At 39.4% G+C, this 18,132-nt stretch carries 17 protein-coding genes and 1 riboswitch; of the genes, 4 read left to right on the top strand and 13 right to left on the bottom strand.

Translation table 11 applies throughout. From position 1 onward, the window contains the following. Window positions 1-34 precede the first annotated feature (34 nt). Window positions 35-934, bottom strand: coding sequence for a metallophosphoesterase (locus tag A5888_RS01315; RefSeq protein WP_086347482.1), 900 nt, complete (start codon window positions 932-934; stop codon window positions 35-37). A gap of 257 nt (window positions 935-1,191) precedes the next feature. Beyond that, window positions 1,192-1,998, bottom strand: a complete 807-nt coding sequence (locus tag A5888_RS01310; RefSeq protein ID WP_170924674.1) for a GNAT family N-acetyltransferase — start codon at window positions 1,996-1,998, stop codon at window positions 1,192-1,194. Between the two features lie 192 nt (window positions 1,999-2,190). Here A5888_RS01310 and A5888_RS01305 point away from each other — a divergent pair, with 192 nt between their 5' ends. Then, window positions 2,191-2,748: an NADPH-dependent FMN reductase gene (locus A5888_RS01305; protein ID WP_086347480.1), complete on the top strand. Its 558-nt coding sequence runs from the start codon at window positions 2,191-2,193 to the stop codon at window positions 2,746-2,748. Window positions 2,749-2,827: 79 nt separating this feature from the next. On the opposite strand, the gene A5888_RS01300 is transcribed toward A5888_RS01305, so the two are convergent. The 3 genes from A5888_RS01300 to A5888_RS01290 form a co-directional block, all read right to left on the bottom strand. Then, window positions 2,828-4,018 carry a cation:proton antiporter gene (locus A5888_RS01300; protein ID WP_086347479.1) on the bottom strand — a complete coding sequence of 397 codons (1,191 nt, stop codon included), beginning with the start codon at window positions 4,016-4,018 and terminating at the stop codon, window positions 2,828-2,830. A gap of 162 nt (window positions 4,019-4,180) precedes the next feature. Then, window positions 4,181-4,259: riboswitch (Fluoride riboswitch) on the bottom strand. A 218-nt stretch (window positions 4,260-4,477) separates the two neighbouring features. After that, window positions 4,478-5,044: a DNA-3-methyladenine glycosylase I gene (locus A5888_RS01295; protein WP_170924673.1), complete on the bottom strand. Its 567-nt coding sequence runs from the start codon at window positions 5,042-5,044 to the stop codon at window positions 4,478-4,480. A gap of 65 nt (window positions 5,045-5,109) precedes the next feature. Further along, window positions 5,110-6,087 (bottom strand): helix-turn-helix domain-containing protein, encoded by a 978-nt coding sequence (locus A5888_RS01290; protein ID WP_339101865.1) that lies wholly within the window; start codon window positions 6,085-6,087, stop codon window positions 5,110-5,112. 123 nt (window positions 6,088-6,210) lie between these two features. Here A5888_RS01290 and A5888_RS01285 point away from each other — a divergent pair, with 123 nt between their 5' ends. Beyond that, a complete protein-coding gene (locus A5888_RS01285) occupies window positions 6,211-7,506 on the top strand; it encodes an MFS transporter (RefSeq protein ID WP_339101864.1) in 1,296 nt (431 codons plus the stop codon). Between the two features lie 70 nt (window positions 7,507-7,576). On the opposite strand, the gene A5888_RS01280 is transcribed toward A5888_RS01285, so the two are convergent. The 7 genes from A5888_RS01280 to A5888_RS01250 all read right to left on the bottom strand — a co-directional run bounded on the left by A5888_RS01280 (window position 7,577) and on the right by A5888_RS01250 (window position 14,374). Continuing rightward, the gene (locus tag A5888_RS01280; protein ID WP_086348323.1) at window positions 7,577-9,016 is read right to left on the bottom strand and encodes a glycoside hydrolase family 1 protein; all 1,440 of its coding nucleotides are present in this window, start codon (window positions 9,014-9,016) and stop codon (window positions 7,577-7,579) included. 156 nt (window positions 9,017-9,172) lie between these two features. Further along, complete coding sequence (locus tag A5888_RS01275; protein WP_086347475.1) at window positions 9,173-10,444, bottom strand: PTS sugar transporter subunit IIC; 1,272 nt, start codon at window positions 10,442-10,444, stop codon at window positions 9,173-9,175. A gap of 157 nt (window positions 10,445-10,601) precedes the next feature. Next, window positions 10,602-11,381: a MurR/RpiR family transcriptional regulator gene (locus tag A5888_RS01270; protein WP_249274392.1), complete on the bottom strand. Its 780-nt coding sequence runs from the start codon at window positions 11,379-11,381 to the stop codon at window positions 10,602-10,604. Between the two features lie 69 nt (window positions 11,382-11,450). Further along, entirely contained in the window at window positions 11,451-12,869 is a 1,419-nt protein-coding gene (gene ffh, locus A5888_RS01265) for a signal recognition particle protein (protein WP_086347474.1), read from the bottom strand. Window positions 12,870-12,873: 4 nt separating this feature from the next. Next, window positions 12,874-13,212 carry a putative DNA-binding protein gene (locus A5888_RS01260; RefSeq protein WP_086347473.1) on the bottom strand — a complete coding sequence of 113 codons (339 nt, stop codon included), beginning with the start codon at window positions 13,210-13,212 and terminating at the stop codon, window positions 12,874-12,876. Between the two features lie 48 nt (window positions 13,213-13,260). Next, window positions 13,261-13,905 (bottom strand): NUDIX hydrolase, encoded by a 645-nt coding sequence (locus A5888_RS01255; protein WP_086347472.1) that lies wholly within the window; start codon window positions 13,903-13,905, stop codon window positions 13,261-13,263. Further along, on the bottom strand, window positions 13,898-14,374 hold the full coding sequence (locus A5888_RS01250) for a DUF523 domain-containing protein (protein WP_086347471.1): 477 nt from the start codon (window positions 14,372-14,374) through the stop codon (window positions 13,898-13,900). Before A5888_RS01250 ends, A5888_RS01255 begins: the two co-directional genes overlap by 8 nt. 354 nt (window positions 14,375-14,728) lie before the next feature. On the opposite strand from A5888_RS01250, the gene A5888_RS01245 reads away from it, so the two are divergent. Both A5888_RS01245 and A5888_RS01240 read left to right on the top strand, forming a co-directional pair. After that, a complete protein-coding gene (locus A5888_RS01245; protein ID WP_086347470.1) occupies window positions 14,729-15,442 on the top strand; it encodes a response regulator transcription factor in 714 nt (237 codons plus the stop codon). Further along, complete coding sequence (locus A5888_RS01240; RefSeq protein ID WP_086347469.1) at window positions 15,439-17,199, top strand: sensor histidine kinase; 1,761 nt, start codon at window positions 15,439-15,441, stop codon at window positions 17,197-17,199. Before A5888_RS01245 ends, A5888_RS01240 begins: the two co-directional genes overlap by 4 nt. A 55-nt stretch (window positions 17,200-17,254) precedes the next feature. Here A5888_RS01240 and A5888_RS01235 read toward each other — a convergent pair whose 3' ends face one another. Next, window positions 17,255-18,079, bottom strand: coding sequence for a YwqG family protein (locus tag A5888_RS01235; RefSeq protein WP_086347468.1), 825 nt, complete (start codon window positions 18,077-18,079; stop codon window positions 17,255-17,257). Window positions 18,080-18,132 lie beyond the last annotated feature (53 nt).

The following is an 18,132-nucleotide window of genomic DNA, read 5'->3' as shown; positions in this document are numbered from 1 at the left end:
AACACATTTCAGAGCCTAAATTCTTCAGTTTAGGCTAATAATCGATGATCGTCATTCCTTTTTCAAACTCTTCTTTCAAATGCAACAGTCGAAATTCATGAAACGCTTCTTTATTTGCTTTCAGAATGCCCCGAGTTTTTATCGGATTGAACTGCTCAGCCAGCTTCTGACTCAAAATGAAGGTGCGTGTCAGCTGCCATTCAAAATAATACCCCAATGGATGACAGCTGTAGATTGTCTCGTGAATCGTCTGTTCTTCAAAGCGACGATGGGTATGACCAAAGACGACTTGCTGGATATTCGTGTACTGGTCTAACAGTTCTCCTGTTTTTTTCGATCCTAAAAAAGCGTTCAATTCATTCCAACGCTTATACTTCCCCTTTTGATAAACGATAAATTCTTGCTTAGGTACAAAATGAGTGGCAATGACCACTTGCTTTTCTTCACTTGCCAATTGATCCAGTACGGTCTTCAATTTCTCGAGAATTTGCTGGTTGATTATCGGATCGGATGCTTCGCGATGAATAAAGCGATCATACCAATACAAATTTTTTGCCGCAAGAATTTTCTTATCGTCACTTTCATCAGAAAAGCTGTAATCATACCACCCGTTGAAAGCGAGTAAGACTAATTTTTCATTTAGATTAATGACCTGCTGATTCAAAAAAGAACGATCCGGATAATGTTCTATTTCCGCTACATCAGTGAGACTAGGCATTTCGTGATTGCCAAAATTATAGGTAACTGTCAGGTGATTGCTGCGAATAAATGCCAGAACCTCTAACACACGTGATACATGATTCGCTATGTCACCTGCCAAATGTAGATGCGTGATTTGCTTCTCTTGCAACACCTCAATCAGTAACAGCAGCTCTTGTTCACTAAACTGATTGATATCTACATGCAGATCACTAATGATTGCTAACTTGCCCATAGTTGATTCCTCCAAAGGATAAGTATACCCTAAATTAGTAAGAATTTTAGAAAAAAAGATTGGGTAGGCTAGATTTACCTACGGATTCGTAGGCTCTTCATTTGACCTGCCCTTCTTTTTTACAATTAAATGATAATGACTCTTGTCCATAAGCAAATCCTTATGCTATAGTAAACCTACCTTGGCAGGGGCAACTTATTGCCTAAGTCGAACAAAAAAGAGGAATCATCAGATGCCCCTTTTTGTTCGACTTTTTATTATTTAATCAACTCATAATAGTCGTATTGGTTTCTAACGACAAATCCTGTCGATAAATACAGTGGATAGGCCGGCACATTGTCTGTCTCAACTTCTAAATAAATGCTTTTTGGATCAGAAGCGAACATTTGTTGAATCGCCGCATCCATCACTTTTCGGCCCAATCCCTTGCCACGTTGGCTCTGATCAACAACAAAACCAAATATTCCCCATTCCTTCTGAGTTTCTTCCAAACGAATACAGGCAAGCAACTCCTTATCTTCCTTATAAACAAACGTATTGGCCAAATCCTCCTCTATAGGACGACCACCTAATAACTGTTCCAACACCTCAAGGTCTGTTTGCTCAGGAGAGACTAATTTGATACCTGTCTGCTCATTTGATTTGGCCTTCTTCATATCTAGCAGCATATAATACTCAGAAAACTGTTTCTTAATCTTCCGTTCCTTAAATGCTTCTGCCAAAACCGTATCTGATGAATCTGCGATCAAGACAATGCTCTTTACAGATTGTTCTTTCCCATAACGCTGTATTTCGGTCAAGATAGCAGGCAGATGCTCAGCCATTTTCGGTGAAATGAGCGTAGCTTCAAGCTCGGAGGAGTCAAAGCTAAGCGCCCAGCCGTAGCCCACCAACTCTTCCCCCACCCAGTAAAGCATATGGGTAGCATACCACTTTTCACCTTCTGTAAAACCAAGATCCAGTTTATAGTGGATGGGTTGAAGTTTCTCACTTCTTTCCTTTAGTGCAAGCACCTGTGCCTTCTCTTTATTCGTCAATACTTTTTTCCATTCAAATTTTTTCAAACGCAATTCCCCTTTTTCTTTTTTTATGTGTGCGACAATAAAAAATGTGTCCGCATACATTGGTCAATTCCCTTGATTATACTTGAATGAAAAAGGGATTACAATACCTACATAACAGCGTTTCTCTTGCATTTTTTTCTTTTGAAGCCTATGATAAAGAGTGAATAGTTAATCAGAATGGAGGAATTAGTTATGACGAAAAAAATTGGTTTCTTTGTAGGTAGTTTGAGAAAAGATTCTTATAATAAAAAGGTGGCAAAAGCACTAGCTGAGTTATTACCGGATAACTATGAAGCAGTGTTTGTCGATTTGGCTCCTTTAGAAATATATAATCAAGATCTAGACGATGAAGGAACGCCAACAGCTGCTTGGACAGCTTTTAGAGAACAAGTGAAGACACTTGATGCAGTAGCTTTCTTCACACCGGAGTATAATCGTTCTGTTCCAGCTGTATTGAAAAATGCATTGGATGTTGGCTCACGTCCGTACGGGCAGAGTGTTTGGGATAAAAAGCCCGGTCTAGTCGTCAGTGTTTCTCCTGGCGCTATCAGCGGATTTGGGGCGAATCATCATTTGAGACAATCGCTTGTCTTCTTGAATGTCCCAACATTGCAACAACCCGAAGCTTATATCGGCAATATCGCAAATCTGATTGATGAAAATGGCGCTATCGTTGAAGGAACTAGAAATTTCCTACAAGTCATTGTAGATGCTTTCATCAAATTTGCCGAAGCCAATTATCAAGTATAATAGAAAAACAGATCCTCAGCAGCTACTTGAAAATAGTAGCTGCTGAGGATTTCTTTAGCTTTAGCGGACGATCCTTATACTATTCCTCTGTGCCATCGTTAGACAAAAGCCTTTTATAGAGCCTATCAACTCCTACTGCACCAATCGGAGCGGTCGTTAGGATAGAAATAACTGCTACAGTAAGAATCATTTCACCGTTATTAATGCCTAAAGCTAACGGAATCCCGCCTATCGCTGCTTGAACCGTCGCTTTAGGAAGATAGCTGATCATGCAAAACAACTTTTCTCTACCGGTAAGTGTTGTCCCTGCCAAAGCTAAGAGAACGCCAAGCATCCTCACTAACGAAACAAACAGAACCAATAGGAAAGGCTGCCACCCTGCAGAATACGCAAAGGATAAATTCACACTTGCTCCAACTAACACAAACAAAAAGATTTCCGCAGCCAGCCACAGCTTATTGAACTTGACAGACAACCTTTTGGCAACAGGTTGTCTGAATCTGTACAGCATCAGACTTAAGCTCATTACGCTCAGCATGCCAGAAAAAGCAAATGAACCTTCCAACCTATCCTCCATCCCCATCAAAAGAAAGGATAGACTCAAAATAACCAAGACCTTTATTGAATCTCTCATAGAATAACGAGCGAAAAACTGTGCCAACAACCACCCAACTGCAGCACCAAGTAACAGACCGGAAAGAATAGCCATTGGAATTTGTAATAAGGTTGAGGCTGTAAATTCTGCGCCCTGATTGATCCCCAAAAATGCAGTAAAAAGAACCAATACGAAAACATCATCCACGGATGCTCCTGCCAAAATGATTTGTGGAATATGCTTTTTCCGTCCATATCCCTCTTGAATAAGCCGTAACATTCTCGGCACAACTACAGCTGGAGAAACAGCAGCAATCACACTGCCAAGCAGCAAAGCTTCCGAAATTGAAAATCCAAACAACAATGGCGCAAAAATAACTGTTGCACCAATCTCAACAAGCGCCGGAACAAAGCACATCAATAGGGCTGGACGTCCAACCTTTTTTAGTTCACCAAGATCCAGCGACAGCCCAGCTCGTGTTAAAATCACGATCAAGGCCAACTCTCTTAAATCTGCTGAAAGTGCCAAAAAGTGTGATGAAAGAAGATTCAAGACAGATGGCCCTAAAAGAATCCCCGTCAAAAGAAAGCCTACCAGAGAAGGCAGATTCAACCTTTGCATCAACTGACCAAAAAATAACCCTAAAAGAATAACGATAGTAACACTGATTAACATAAAATACCTCCAATAAAATATAGATGAGTCGCTCTACTCACAAGCAATATAGGAAACTGATAGAGAGGTGCCTTTTGCCTCTATATTCCGTTTATCTTATTGCTGACTGAGCAAACTCGTGAAGCTAGACAATAAAAAAATGACTTCTACACACCAAATAAAATGGTGGTAGAAGTCATCAGCAAAATAATTGCGGTTTTGACATACACTGTCTAGGGAGAACTTCATTCCCTATTGCTCTTCTATTATTACCAAAAGAATAAAAAAAGTCAACCTTCTTTTTTGCTTGATAAGTTGTCATCTTATCCATTCTTCTTCGACAAAAAGGATAAGATAAACATGCATGGCAGTTCCTGCTATACTCTGCATTTAAGTGTACAAAAAACTTGGCTGAGGCTTGTAATTCAACTCCTACACCGGAACAAATGATGGATCAAAAGCAATCTCTAACACTTCTACCTATTTCTTTGCTAGTTCTTTATATCGAAAGCATTCTATTTCATGATCATTGATAATACCTACTGCTTGTAAAAAGGCATAAATAATTGTACTGCCAATGAACTTGAACCCACGTTTTTTCAGCTCTTTACTAATACGATCGGAAAGCTCACTCGTTGGGATCATTGCTTCGTTTTTGTGTCTATGGGTATGAATTGTCCGATGATCCGTAAACTGCCAGAGATAATCCGAAAAGCTACCGAACTCTGCTTGAATCTTTTTTACTGCCTGTGCGTTATGAATAGCTGCTTCGATTTTTCGTCTGTTGCGTATGATCCCCTTGTTTTGTAACAGCTCTTGGATTTTCTCTTCTTTATAGTTAGCCACCGTTTCAATCTCAAACTGATCGAATGCTTGATCAAACGCCGACGTTTTATTCAAAATCGTTTGCCAGCTAAGTCCGGCTTGATTGATATCCAAAATCAGCTTTCGAAAAAGCAAGCGGTCTTCATAAATTGGTACACCCCAAATCTCATCGTGATAGTGCTCCATATTCGCACTTGTTTTTGCCCATTCACATTTATCCATCAGTACTCCTCCTACATCAAATAGAACCTTTTTCCCCTTTTAACCATCTATTACTACGCCGGTTTTTAAACAAATGCCATGTATTCTTTCGGATTTTCCTTATGTTGCAAAATGACTTCCAATAAATATTCTGTATGCTTCACACATGAAGGCTGCTTCAAGATACGAAAAATAGAAATCGCTTGTTGACACATTTCCATTCCCTTCTCCTTTGATTCTGTGATAATTTGATACCAGCCTTTAAAAAAAAGCAGATAGATGCTATTCGTTGAATCCTCCGTGTCATACAAGGTTTTTTCAAGAAGTTTCATCACTTCTTTGCTCTCTTCAAAATAACGAAAATTCAAAAAAGAAGTCAGAACGGAGAAAAGCAATCCTACTCGAAGCTCTCTCATCACGGGCAGTCCCAGTTCCTTTTCTGTTCTGGAAAAAGCTGTTGGCAGCAGTTGATGAATCGTTTCTACTGGAAATGCAAATTGAAATAGTCGAAAAAGCAGGACTTCAAATACTCCCCAATTTTCTACGCTATAAAGATAGCTCACAATCGGACGACTCATCAAGCGAAATCGTTCAATCAATCTTTCACTGTCGATCTCTTCTGATTCAAGTAAATTTGCTTCATAAGCTTCAATCAACAGCTGACAAAAAATATATAAGTAATTCTGCCATCGGATTTCTCTATTTAATTCCTCCGAAATCTTCGTCATTTCAACAATCCCTTTTTTAAAATCATGTTGATGAAACTTATTATTGATGAGTAGAATACGATTTAAGTAGACAAGATAAGGCCCCGTCATATAATTCATTATACTTGGAACACTAAGAAATGTTTTTAACTCAGATTCCGGAGCACGTAAATAGTAAAACTCCTCGATCGTCACATTGATATTCTCCAGCAGTCGTTCCATTCGATGAATACTAATATGAGAATCCCCTTTCTCAAATTTGCTGATAAAGGAGACGCTATTCAATTCATCTGCAACCTGACGAATACTTAACCCTCGATCTTTTCTAAGCTGTCGAAACAGCTGTCCTTCATTCATTATACTCACCTTTTTTCTACTATAGTGGATTTTTTTCCTACACTAATCATACCTCGATTATAGTAAAGTTACAAAATGAATTTAGGTATCTGCTAAAAATCATCACTCAAAGGAGACTATTATATGAATGAATATCTGACAAATAAAGGCTATCGGGCGCTGACCAATGCTGCTCTGCTTAACGGAATCGGCAATAGCCTGTTTAATATTGTCTTTGTTATCTATGCCAGCACAACCCCTTTTAAAACACTCGCCGTTTCTTTGGCATCAATGGCCTTGCTTATTCCAAGCTTATTGAATATCCTAACAGGCTATCTGGCAGACCGAACAAGAGATAAAACCCGCTGGATGATTCTTTCTCGAATCGCCCAGTTTGCCCTTTTTGGCGCTCTTACGTTACTAATTCGTTTACCGGCCACCATTCCCTTGTTTCTGATATTACTATTGATAAATATTCTTTCCGATTGCCTAGGTGCCTACGGTGGCGGCCTTCAGCTACCTCTTTTACGCCGGCTACTTCCAGAAGATGCTTTAGATACAGCGATGGGTTTTCAAATGGCTACTCAAACATTGGTCCAAATTATATTTCAAGGAGTCGGAGCATGGGGAATCGTTTTGCTTGGTTATGATTTTTCTCTTTTTGGTTTGATCAATGCTCTTACTTTGTTATTCGCGGGTTTGTCGATCTTGCAGCATCGAACGACTTTGCGCAAAGCGGAGCCTCCTCAGACCGAAACAGCTAATCAACAAGCTGAAAGCTTTCGTTCAAGTCTAAAAACGACCATTAGCCTTTTGTATAGCAATCGTTTCTTGAAAATCATCATGCTCTTTGCTCTTGCAGTTAATACCCTTGGCGCATGTATTGATGGGCTGATGAATATTAGCCTTTTAACACTCACACAAATGCTTCTAAATAATTACGGCAATACACTAGCTATCATTAGTATCATCATATCTTTCGGAACAATTCTCGGGTCCTTGATCACTGGCGATTTTTTGAAAAATGTCACCACCTTACGCATCGTCAGCTTTACCATGACAGCTTTAGCTCTTTTGGCGCTAAACTTTTTATGGCTTCAAAATGTTTGGCTCATGTTTGTTTGTCTTTTCGTCATCGGCTATACAAGTGGAAAAATCAACCCAAGAATGTCAGCTTACATGATGCGTCAAATCGACGAGGAACGGCTTGCTGTCACAAATGGGATTTTCACAACCATTGTTTTGCTAGGTGGACCAATTGGACAAGTAATTTTCCTCGGTATTGCAAACGCGTGGACTGCAGCAATCAGCTGGCAGCTCTATCTTTTGATTGCAGGAGTAATCGGGTTAGCTGCTTTTCTATTTTCACGACACCTGTCTGAGCCGACGAAAGTGGTCCCTGAAGGTCTAAAAGCAAGTGATATAGAAATAAATAGCTAAATGAACTCATCAAAAAAAGCAGTGAAACAGAAATAGTCTGTTCACTGCTTTTACACGTTTGGTTGTTAGTTTAGGCTAAATCCGCTCCATTTGAGTTGACAACCTGTCTGTACCAATCGTAGCTTTTCTTTTTATAGCGTTTGCCGCTCCCTTTTCCATAATCATCAAGATCGACATAGATGAAGCCATAGCGCTTGCTCATCTCTGAGGAAGAGCAACTAACTAAATCAATTGGCCCCCATGGGTAGTAGCCTACAAGTTCCACACCATCATGAATGGCTTCCTGCATTGCTTCGATATGCTGACGTAAGAAATCAATACGATAATCATCTTCAATCGTATTCTCCTCATTCAATTCCTCATAAAAGCCCATACCGTTTTCCGTGATCATCAAAGGCAATTGATACCGATCATAATACTCGTTCAAAGCAATTCTCAAGCCTGTCGGATCGATGGCCCAGCCCCAATCGTTTGCCTTTAAATGAGGATTGGCATAACTGGCATCCTCTTCTTTACTACTTTCCGCATCAATGATCCGCGTATAATAGTAAGAGAAGCTCACAAAGTCCACGGTGTTCTTGAAGTCTTCTTCGTCTTGCTCACCGAAAACAATCTCAATGCCTTTATCTTCGAAAAATCGATACGCATAGTTCGGGTAATACCCTCTAGCCAAAACATCTGAATAAAAATACTCCATTTGATTATTTTTCAGCGCGGCTAGAACATCCTCCGGTTTACAGGTAGCCGGGTAAGAATTCCCGTAATAAGACATCATACCTATCTGAAAAGACGGATCGATTTCTTTGCCTAATTTCACCGCTCGTGAACAAGCAACAAGTTCATTATGAACTCCTTGATACTTCGCTTCTGCTAAATTTTCTACTCGATCTGAGGGAATTCCTAAATGATTAAACGACTCATGCGTGATCAAGTTCATTTGGTTAACCAGTATCCAATACGTTACCTTTCCTTTGTAACGTTTGAACAACACTTCAGAAAAACGGGTGAAGAAGTCAATCATTTTTCTATTATGCCAGCCATTATATTCGGTTGTTAAATAAAGCGGCATTTCATAATGGGAAATGGTGATCATCGGTTCCATTCCATTGGCAATGATTTCATCGATCAATGCGTCATAAAATTTCAACCCTTCTTCGTTCGGCTCAAGCTCATCCCCTTTTGGAAAAATTCTTGCCCAGCTAATAGATGTCCGGAAAGAATTCATCCCCGTTCCAGCAAGTAGCTTCAAATCTTCTTTAAAGGTATGGTAAAAATCGATCCCATTTCTTTTTGGATAAATCCCTTCTTTATCATTTATCGCAAATTCAATATCCTCTGTAGCAATTTCTTTATTACTTTTTTTGCGAATATCAACATCGTCTCTAAAACGATTGATGTCTGCCACGCTTAGCCCTTTTCCACCTTCTAGATAAGCGCCTTCCAGCTGGTTTGCTGCAACAGCACCTCCCCAAAAGAAATTTTTAGGAAAAGTTGTTGGATTTTTTTTCATAATTTTTCTGAGCTCCTTTTTATTAGGTGAAAGCTGCTCAAGCACTTGAACAGCCTCTTTTTTTATAGTTTGATGTTCGTTACTTCTAGTTGTTATTGCACAAGAGTAACAGCCTTTCTTTGATTAGTTGTGGAAACTGATAAGCTTATCTACTTTCTAATTGGTAGATTCTTCACCAAGCTCTTGTTGCACCATTTTTCGCTCATAGGTTTTGAAAAACGGGTAATAAATAACCAGATAAATCAAGAAATTAAAGATTACTAGCAATGCACCACGAATACTCGCTGTTGCAATAACTCCGGCAAATACACTTGGAACAGTCCAAACAGCTGCCAATGGATAACCCATTCCAGGAACAATACCTGTTGTAAAAGCAAAATAAGTCGTAAATGTGCAAATGACTGGTGCTAATACAAATGGAATTGCCAATGCCGGATTCAATACGATCGGCAAGCCAAATAATAGCGGCTCATTAATATTGAAAAATCCGGGAACAATACTCAGACGACCCAATTTCTTGAGAAACTTAGATTTTGAGAAACACATCAAGCCACATAACGCCAAGGTCCCTCCTCCGCCACCAATCCACAAGAAAGTGAAGATAAACGGCTGTACACCAATATTAGGAATAGCTGTTCCCGCTTGTGCAGCAGCCATGTTTGCTTCTGAGTTTAGAAGCCAGATAGGTAACATGACCGTTGCGAGAATCTGAGGATGAATCCCAAAGATCCACATCAAACACGTCAACAACACATAAATCATAGGTGCTGCAATAGAATTTGATGAAACACTTAGTAAAGGTGTAATGATGTCTGCAATCAACTCGTTTACATTGAAACCTAAAACATGTGTCACCAGCCAAACAATTGTCATTGAAAAGAAGACTGGTATCAGCACCTCAAAACTACTACTTACATTACTTGGAACCTGCTCCGGCAAACGAATGCCAATATTGTATTTTTTACAAAGGCGCATAACTTCTACCGCTAAAATTGCGGTCAAAATACTGGTAAACATCCCTTCTCCGCCTAAGTATTTTGTACTGATAAAAGAACCCTCATCTGTTACGGTAAACGATAATGTCATAAAAAATGTAAAAATTGCTGAAATACCACCAGCTAGACTGTCCATGTCATAGCTTTGAGCCAAGCGCGAACCAATTCCAAAAGAAGAATAAATAGATAGCAGTCCCATACTCATATTAAACGGCAAAATTAATTTACTGACCAAATCTGGATTATTTCCCATAAAATCAACATAGGATTGTGGCCATGGGATATATGGAATCAGTAAAAATATGGAGCCAATTACAGTGATTGGGATTGTTGCAATCAACCCGTCACGTATCGCGCTCAAATGACGTTGGTTTGATACCTTCATCATTGGAGGCATTACTTTATTTTCGACAAAACTCATTAAATTATTCATTTGTTTCCTCCTAGTTCTTTTTGTCGAGATCTCTTACCTAAAATATAAGCGCTACCATTTGATTAAACAATAAAAACCATTTTCCAAAATTGGAAAACGGTTTTTAACAGACTGATAGTTATCTAAACTACACATTATATAATGATAATGCTATAGCTTACTTCATCTTCACGTAGATAGATAATAGAATAATCCAAGAATGAATGACTTTTTGCGAGTAGTAATTCGAAGATAAAAGAAAATCAAACTGATCAAAATGAATAATTTCTTCGAACAAAGTACTGTATTGCGATTGATCCGATTGTGTCAGTAAGAACAATGGTTTATCAAATGTCTGTAAAAAATCCTGATTTTTTTCAACCCAATCAGCAGTCAAGCTAATGATAAATACCACATCCACTTCACTAAAGGAAGCTGTCAAAACATCAAATGCTGCGCGTCGATTGACTTCATAAACAGTATAGCCTTGCTGGCTAAGTAATTCTCGAAACAGATTGACTCCTGAAAAAGAGTATGTGTTGCCAAGAACAGCAACTTTATCGATCTTTTTTATTTTGTCTGCGATCCGTTTACATTGCTTCTGATCCATCAAAGAAAAAATTTTTTTTTGAATTAACTGATCCTGCTCAACAAAGCCGGTAATTGCGTTTTCAATACCGGAAGTCACATTTATATGATCCAAAAACATTTCATCTGTATACACCCCAATATCTGTTCGCATCTCTTTAAAGCTGCTGTAACCAATTCGTTTACAAAATTTGGTCACGCTGGCAGGAGTCGTATTAGACAAATAAGCTATTTCTTCAATATAGATATCTGGAAATGTATCGATATGTTCAATTAGATGTTTCGCGATCGTATAATTCACATCTTGTTTCACACACTTAAATAGAAACTCCGTCAGACGAATATACACACGACTAGCCTTCAAATTCATGTCTACACCCCTTTTTCAAAAAAGAGAGCAGCGAAAACTACTACATTTTCGCCATGCTCTCTCCGATAATTATTTTCTCTTTTTCTTCTTCTTTTTGTTCTTCTTGACCATGCGATTCATCGCCATCTTACCAAGTTTTCCTTTGATGCCGCCACCCATCATTTGTTCCATGCCAGGTATATTCATATTTCCGTTGGACATTTGCTGCATCATTTTCTTGGATTCCTTGAACTGTTTAATCATTTTGTTTACTTCAACCACGCTGTTCCCTGATCCCGCAGCGATCCGACGTCTGCGGCTTGGGTTCAGCAAGTCAGGATTTTCACGCTCAGCCTGAGTCATGGAAAGAACCATAGCTTTCTTACGTGCCATATCCTTCGGATCGATTTGTACATTTTCAAGACCCGGCATTTGGTTCATCCCAGGAATCATTTTAAGCAGGTCTTCGATTGGCCCCATGCCCATTACCTGATCCATTTGTTCAATGAAATCATTGAAGTCAAAGCTGTTTTCCTTCATTTTCTGAGCAAGCTCTTCGGCCTTTTTCTCATCGTATTCATTCTGCGCCTTTTCAATCAGCGTCAACATGTCTCCCATACCTAAAATTCGGCTAGACATACGATCTGGATGGAAGACTTCAAGATCCGTTAGTTTCTCACCGGAACCGATAAATTTGATTGGCGCGCCTGTAACCGCACGGATAGATAGTGCCGCACCACCACGAGTATCACCATCCAGTTTGGTAATAACAACCCCAGTGATTCCCAGTTGCTGATTAAAGCTGTCAGCCACATTAACAGCATCCTGACCGGTCATCGCATCGACAACTAACAGAATTTCGTTCGGCTGTGCAACATCTTTAATCTGCTTTAACTCTTCCATTAGGTTCTCATCAATGTGAAGACGACCTGCCGTATCAATCAATACATAGTCATTTTTCTTCTCTTCAGCAAGCGCCATCCCTTGCTTTACGATCTCAACAGGACTTGTATCTGTTCCCATGTCAAAGACAGGCACGTCCAATTGCTGTCCAAGCACCTTCAACTGATCGATCGCCGCTGGTCGATACACATCGGCTGCAATCATCAACGGACGTGCTTTTTCATTTTTTATCAACTGATTTGCCAGCTTACCGGCAAAGGTTGTTTTACCGGCCCCTTGTAGACCGACCATCATAATAACGGTTGGAATCTTCGGTGATTTAATCAATTCGGCTGTTTCTGAACCCAATGTTGCTGTCAGTTCTTCATCAACGATTTTTACGATCTGTTGTGCAGGAGAAAGACTTTCTAAGACTTCCGCTCCTACCGCACGTTCTCTCACTCTTTTAGTAAAATCTTTTACTACTTGAAGATTGACATCGGCTTCAAGCAAAGCCAGACGAATCTCTCTCATCATTTCTTTTACATCCGCCTCAGATATCTTTCCTTTGCGGCGTAATTTACTCATCGCCTGTTGCAGGCGTTCTGTCAAACTTTCAAATGCCATAATATCATTCCTCTATTTCCTGAATTTGTTCGATATAACTGATCAGTGTCTCGTCCTTTGGATATGTTTCTGCGGAATATGTTTTCAGCTTGTCCAGCAACTCCCCACGAACAACATAGTCAGAATACAAATGAAGCTTCTTTTCGTAATCCTCAATGATTTTTTCAGTTCGCTTGATATTGTCATAAACTGCTTGACGACTAATTTCATATTCTTCAGCGATTTCTCCTAAGGAAAAATCATCTGCATAATACAATTCCATGTAATTCATCTGCTTTTCAGTCAGTAATGTGGAGTAAAACTCAAACAGGGCATTCATACGATTCGTTTTTTCTATCTCCATGTTTTCGCCTCCATCTCAATCCCTTTTAGGTTACCGATTTCACTTGCATTAGTCAAGAGTCTTCCTTTCATTTTCAAGGATTTTTTCAAAAGAATGAATCAACCGATCATAATAAGTATAGGCATTCGCACAAAAGTCCGATTTTCTAAAGGTTTGTCGATCAAAAAATTGCCTGTTTTTACTTTGACACACGCCATCTAAGGTTACTGTTTCAACCGTTCCATAGAAAATCTCTTTCAACTGTGTTAGCTTGACGGGAAAAATCCCTTCAACCTCTTCTTCCTGTAAGAAAAAATCGCCTTCATTCAATTGCTTTTTCACTAAGAACACATTCGTAAACTCATGATCAATAAAGCCATCCAAATGGATCTCTACAATAAATACGCCTAAACTTTCAGCGTCCACAGCAGAAACATCGATTCCAAGCTCCTCTTTCACTTCTCGAAAACCGTCGAGCACTTCTTCATCCTCAAGAAGATGACCGGCCGCTGAGATATCAAGCATTCCCGGAAAGTCCTTTTTATCCAGTGATCGTTTTTGGAAATAAATCGTCAGCTCCTCTTGATCCACCGTATAGAACCAACAATGAAATGTCTCATGCCACAGTCCCTCACGATGGACCTCATTACGGCTTGCGGTGCCCACTGGTTCATAGTTTTCATTAAATATTCTTAAGCGTTCCGTTTCAGCCATTTTGCCCTATCTCCTCCAACACACATTCCCAGTCAGCTTCTGAAACCACCTGAATCCCTTTTTCCCTAAAATAAGCAGTTGCTACGCCCATTCCTTCCTTATGAGTCCCTGAGAAACTACCATCATAAATCATTCGATTCCCACAGGAAGGACTGTTTTCTTTCATCACGAGATGATTTATTTTCATTTTTTTTAGCTGTTCGTAAGCAATGATTGCTCCTTGTTTAAAGGCTTCCGTTACATCCTCGCCCTGTATCGTCAGCACTTTGGCACGATTCTGCCAGACATCCACTCCATCACCACCAATGATCTCAGCAGGCTCTCTAGGGACAGGTAAGCCGCCTAAAACCTCCGGACAGACCAGAAACGCCTTGCCATCCTTAATTAATGCCTCTAGTTGAGGAATCGTTTTCGCCTGACCATCATACCGGCAGCAAATTCCACCCAAACAAGAACTAATTCCAATCATTCTTTTGCCTCCTATCACTCATACTTTTTACTTATTTATATCAAACGGCCTTTTGCTTTCTTTCAAGTCTCTCCATTATACCATGTTCTACTTACTAATCGCAGGTTATTCCTGTTCTGTTCATTTTAAACTGTGATAAAATAGAGTTGGTATGACAAATATGGATGGGATGAACATGTCTAAGTCTTACAAACAGATATAACAGCTTTATTTATTTTTGACAGATAATTTATTTGAGAATACAAATTTCAACTATCACAGTCAAGTTTATTTAAAAATGTTGTTCGTCTATTATCGATGTTATACAATCTATTCATGCCAAATAATAAACAGACAGTTAAAAGGAGCGACTCCATGAAACATGTACTAGTTGTAGATGATGAACCATCGATTTTAACCTTGTTGAAATTCAACTTAGAGAAAGACGGCTACAAAGTGTCTACTGCTGAAAATGGAACAGAAGCATACGAATTAGCGTTAGATCAGTCCTTTGATTTCATTATTCTTGATGTGATGCTTCCTGGTATGGATGGGCTTGATATCACCAAAGCCTTACGACGGGAGAAGATTGAAACACCCATTTTGATCCTTACTGCAAAAGATGACCAAGTAGATAAAATCATCGGACTGGAAATTGGCGCCGATGATTACTTGACAAAGCCGTTTAGTCCAAGAGAAGTACTGGCACGAATGAAGGCTATTTTCAGACGAACAGAAGGATCAAAAAGAACCGTTCAAACAGCTGATAGCGAAGATAAAGCGCCGTTTTCAATTGGAGAAATTCATGTCGATGAAGACAATTATGAAGTCTTTGTTCGAGGAGAAAAAATCGAATTGACACCTAAAGAATTTGAGCTACTAATCTATTTTATGAAACGCAAGGATCGTGTCATCAATCGTGATACGCTATTAGAGCGTATTTGGCAATATGACTTTTCCGGTCAGAGTCGAATCGTAGATGTTCATGTCAGCCATTTGCGCGATAAGATCGAAAAGGACCCAAAACGCCCGGTTTATCTGGTCACTGTCAGAGGCTTCGGTTATCGTTTTCAGGAGCCTAAAAAATGATCAACAAACAGCGGTTTGAATACTTTTTTACGGTATTGGTCATGCTGCTTCTCTTTTTTGCCAGTATGTTCACTGTCAATTCTTTTTTCAAAAATGAACTGCTTAATCAACAAGAGAGCTACTTGCTGAAAAAGGCTGAATTTCTGGCCGAACAGCTTTCAGAAACTACTTTCCAACAGGAGACACTCACTGAAAAAGAGCAATTATTTATTCATGATTATGTTGGAATGAATGATGAACGGATTAGTCTGCTTTCTGCACAAGGCGATGTATTCTATGATACGGATGATGATGATCTGTCTGATTCGCGAAAGGAACGGCCGGAAATTAAAGCTGTACTCGCGGGCGCAGTTTATGGCTCTGACCATCGTACGAGCGAGACGCTCGATATCGATTTGCTGTATTTAGCCATTCCGATAGAGCAAAATGGCAAACTACTTGGTATCTTACGAATTTCTGAAGAAGCAAGTAAATTTTCCGGAAGCCTTTCCGCATTTCGCAATTTTCTACTTGTTATTTTTGGGCTATTATTCCTGATTATTACTGTATTTTTACTTCTGATGATTCGGCAAAAAAACAAACCGTTATTGACAGTCCTACCATTTTTAAAACGGATGATTCAAGATCCGCAAAAAGGACGATCGATTATTCAACAGTCCTCTGAATGGCATGAGCTTTATGAAACAGCAAATGAACTGAGCAGCCAGATGAGCGAAACCTATCGTGCCTATCTATCAAGCGAAGAACAGCTCCATATTCTATTAAACGAACTGATGATTGGGATCTTTATTGTCGATAAAAACGGTGTGCTTGAGCTGATCAATCCTGTGATGTGCGATTTTTTGGGTATTAAATCTGTGCCTTCTAAACGTAGCAGTTATCAACAAACAATCAATGATCCTCTTTTGATCCAACTGATCAATCAAGCGATTACTGAAGAAGTCTCTTTGCACCAAGAAATCACCTTAAATACTGATGCCGAAGAAAAAATCGTTGATTTATCCTTGCATTATTTTAATAATGATTTTAATAATCATCAAGTCTTTGGTGTTGCTTATGATTTGACGCAAGTTCATCGCCTTGAAAAAATGCAGAAGGATTTTGTTGGAAATGTCTCTCATGAATTAAAGACACCCATCACTTCTCTGATTGGCTTTACAGAAACCTTGTTAGATGGAGCAAAGGATGACCCCGAAACTCTGACACAGTTCTTAGGAATCATTCAAAAGGATGCCTATCGACTACAACGACTGATTCAAGAAATCATCCTGTTATCCAGAGATTCAAAAAACACGTATGACAAACAACAAGTCCCACTCTATCCATTGATCAATGAAATCGCTCATTCTTATCAAAAAATGATTGCTGAAAAACAGTTACAGCTATCTATACATGGAGATCAGAAAATAATCATTTCTACCGTCTACGAACTGTTCTACCCAATCATTAAAAACTTGATTGAAAATGCAGTGCAATATTCCACTGCTGAAGGAACCATTACAGTTGCTTTTGTTCTTGAAAATCATGAGTTGGTCTTATCCGTTGCAGATAGCGGTATCGGGATTCCGTTGGAAGATCAAAACAGAATTTTTGAACGCTTCTATCGCGTAGATAAAGCACGTACTCGCTATTCCGGAGGAACCGGGCTTGGCTTGGCAATCGTGCAAAATTACACAGAACTTCTAGGAGGAACCGTCCAGTTGGAAAGCTATCCTGGCGTTGGTTCTACCTTCACATTAAGAATACCTATTTCATAAAATCAAATGGCCCAGAGGCAAATCAGCATGCTTCTGGACCATTTTTCATTCTATTTTAGCCACAGTCCCAATTGTATTGAACATCCGTGAACTCTTTGCTTTTTAGTGCTTCAAGATTGATAAAGAAGTTGCCGACACCCATATCACCCCACATGATTGGCCAATCGTTTCCTACTTTTTCTGTATCCAATTGGAACAACAATGTATCATAGTTTGTCGTTTCCTCATAGATGCGAGGGTCTTCTTGTGTGAAATAAGGGTAACCACCTAGTTTACTTCCAGCAGCAGAATCAGACAATTCATTATACACTTTCTCTCTCTGCTCATCATCATCAGAAATATTATCTAACCATTCATACATTGTCTTTCCAAAGTACTGCTTAAACTCATAACTATCACTGCCAACATAGTGGGTTTCTTTCACTCCTGTCAGCTTAAATTCCCCTTCGACGACTTTATACAGCTCCTCGTTGATCTCCGCTTGGATCGCCTGTTGCTGTTCTCTCGTATAAGATGCAGCAGAAGTATCTTCAAAGAATAACACTCGAAAACCATTTTGCTTTGTCGGGGCATCAAAATCGAGACCAATTAAGTCATCTACATAATCCACATAAAAAGCTAACAAGCCTGTTTTCGGATAATTAGGTAGTGATGGCAGCTCTGAAAAGTTGAGCTGAGCTAATAAGAATAGTGGCACCCCATTTTCAGCATGTCTCGGGTACTCCTGATCTATTGGTAAATAGCCAAATCCTCCTGCTTTACTCGTTTCTAATGCCAGTTCTCCCTCATTGCTAAAGCTCAGCTTCAGGCACTCTGTTTTTGTTTCAATAAACCGTTCCAGCCATTCCGCTGGTAGTAGCTCTCTCAGTTTTTCTTCCATTATATCTCTCCCCTTTTCCTTTTATCTTAGCCCTTCGCTCTTTCAATGTAAAG

This window comes from Enterococcus sp. 9E7_DIV0242, assembly GCF_002140975.2.
Taxonomy (GTDB): domain Bacteria; phylum Bacillota; class Bacilli; order Lactobacillales; family Enterococcaceae; genus Enterococcus_L; species Enterococcus_L clewellii.
This window is presented reverse-complemented; position numbering and strand designations above follow the sequence as displayed.

What these genes read in the sequence shown, in the direction of transcription:
- A5888_RS01275 (WP_086347475.1), bottom strand. Translation starts at nt 10,444, where the DNA reads ATGAATAATTTAATGAGTTTTGTCGAAAATAAAGTAATGCCTCCAATG.
- A5888_RS01240 (WP_086347469.1), top strand. Translation starts at nt 15,439, where the DNA reads ATGATCAACAAACAGCGGTTTGAATACTTTTTTACGGTATTGGTCATG.
- A5888_RS01315 (WP_086347482.1), bottom strand. Translation starts at nt 934, where the DNA reads ATGGGCAAGTTAGCAATCATTAGTGATCTGCATGTAGATATCAATCAG.
- A5888_RS01305 (WP_086347480.1), top strand. Translation starts at nt 2,191, where the DNA reads ATGACGAAAAAAATTGGTTTCTTTGTAGGTAGTTTGAGAAAAGATTCT.
- A5888_RS01255 (WP_086347472.1), bottom strand. Translation starts at nt 13,905, where the DNA reads ATGGCTGAAACGGAACGCTTAAGAATATTTAATGAAAACTATGAACCA.
- A5888_RS01270 (WP_249274392.1), bottom strand. Translation starts at nt 11,381, where the DNA reads ATGAATTTGAAGGCTAGTCGTGTGTATATTCGTCTGACGGAGTTTCTA.
- A5888_RS01260 (WP_086347473.1), bottom strand. Translation starts at nt 13,212, where the DNA reads ATGGAGATAGAAAAAACGAATCGTATGAATGCCCTGTTTGAGTTTTAC.
- A5888_RS01285 (WP_339101864.1), top strand. Translation starts at nt 6,211, where the DNA reads ATGAATGAATATCTGACAAATAAAGGCTATCGGGCGCTGACCAATGCT.
- A5888_RS01295 (WP_170924673.1), bottom strand. Translation starts at nt 5,044, where the DNA reads ATGGATAAATGTGAATGGGCAAAAACAAGTGCGAATATGGAGCACTAT.
- A5888_RS01245 (WP_086347470.1), top strand. Translation starts at nt 14,729, where the DNA reads ATGAAACATGTACTAGTTGTAGATGATGAACCATCGATTTTAACCTTG.
- A5888_RS01280 (WP_086348323.1), bottom strand. Translation starts at nt 9,016, where the DNA reads ATGAAAAAAAATCCAACAACTTTTCCTAAAAATTTCTTTTGGGGAGGT.
- A5888_RS01235 (WP_086347468.1), bottom strand. Translation starts at nt 18,079, where the DNA reads ATGGAAGAAAAACTGAGAGAGCTACTACCAGCGGAATGGCTGGAACGG.
- A5888_RS01250 (WP_086347471.1), bottom strand. Translation starts at nt 14,374, where the DNA reads ATGATTGGAATTAGTTCTTGTTTGGGTGGAATTTGCTGCCGGTATGAT.
- A5888_RS01300 (WP_086347479.1), bottom strand. Translation starts at nt 4,018, where the DNA reads ATGTTAATCAGTGTTACTATCGTTATTCTTTTAGGGTTATTTTTTGGT.
- A5888_RS01290 (WP_339101865.1), bottom strand. Translation starts at nt 6,087, where the DNA reads ATGAATGAAGGACAGCTGTTTCGACAGCTTAGAAAAGATCGAGGGTTA.
- ffh (WP_086347474.1), bottom strand. Translation starts at nt 12,869, where the DNA reads ATGGCATTTGAAAGTTTGACAGAACGCCTGCAACAGGCGATGAGTAAA.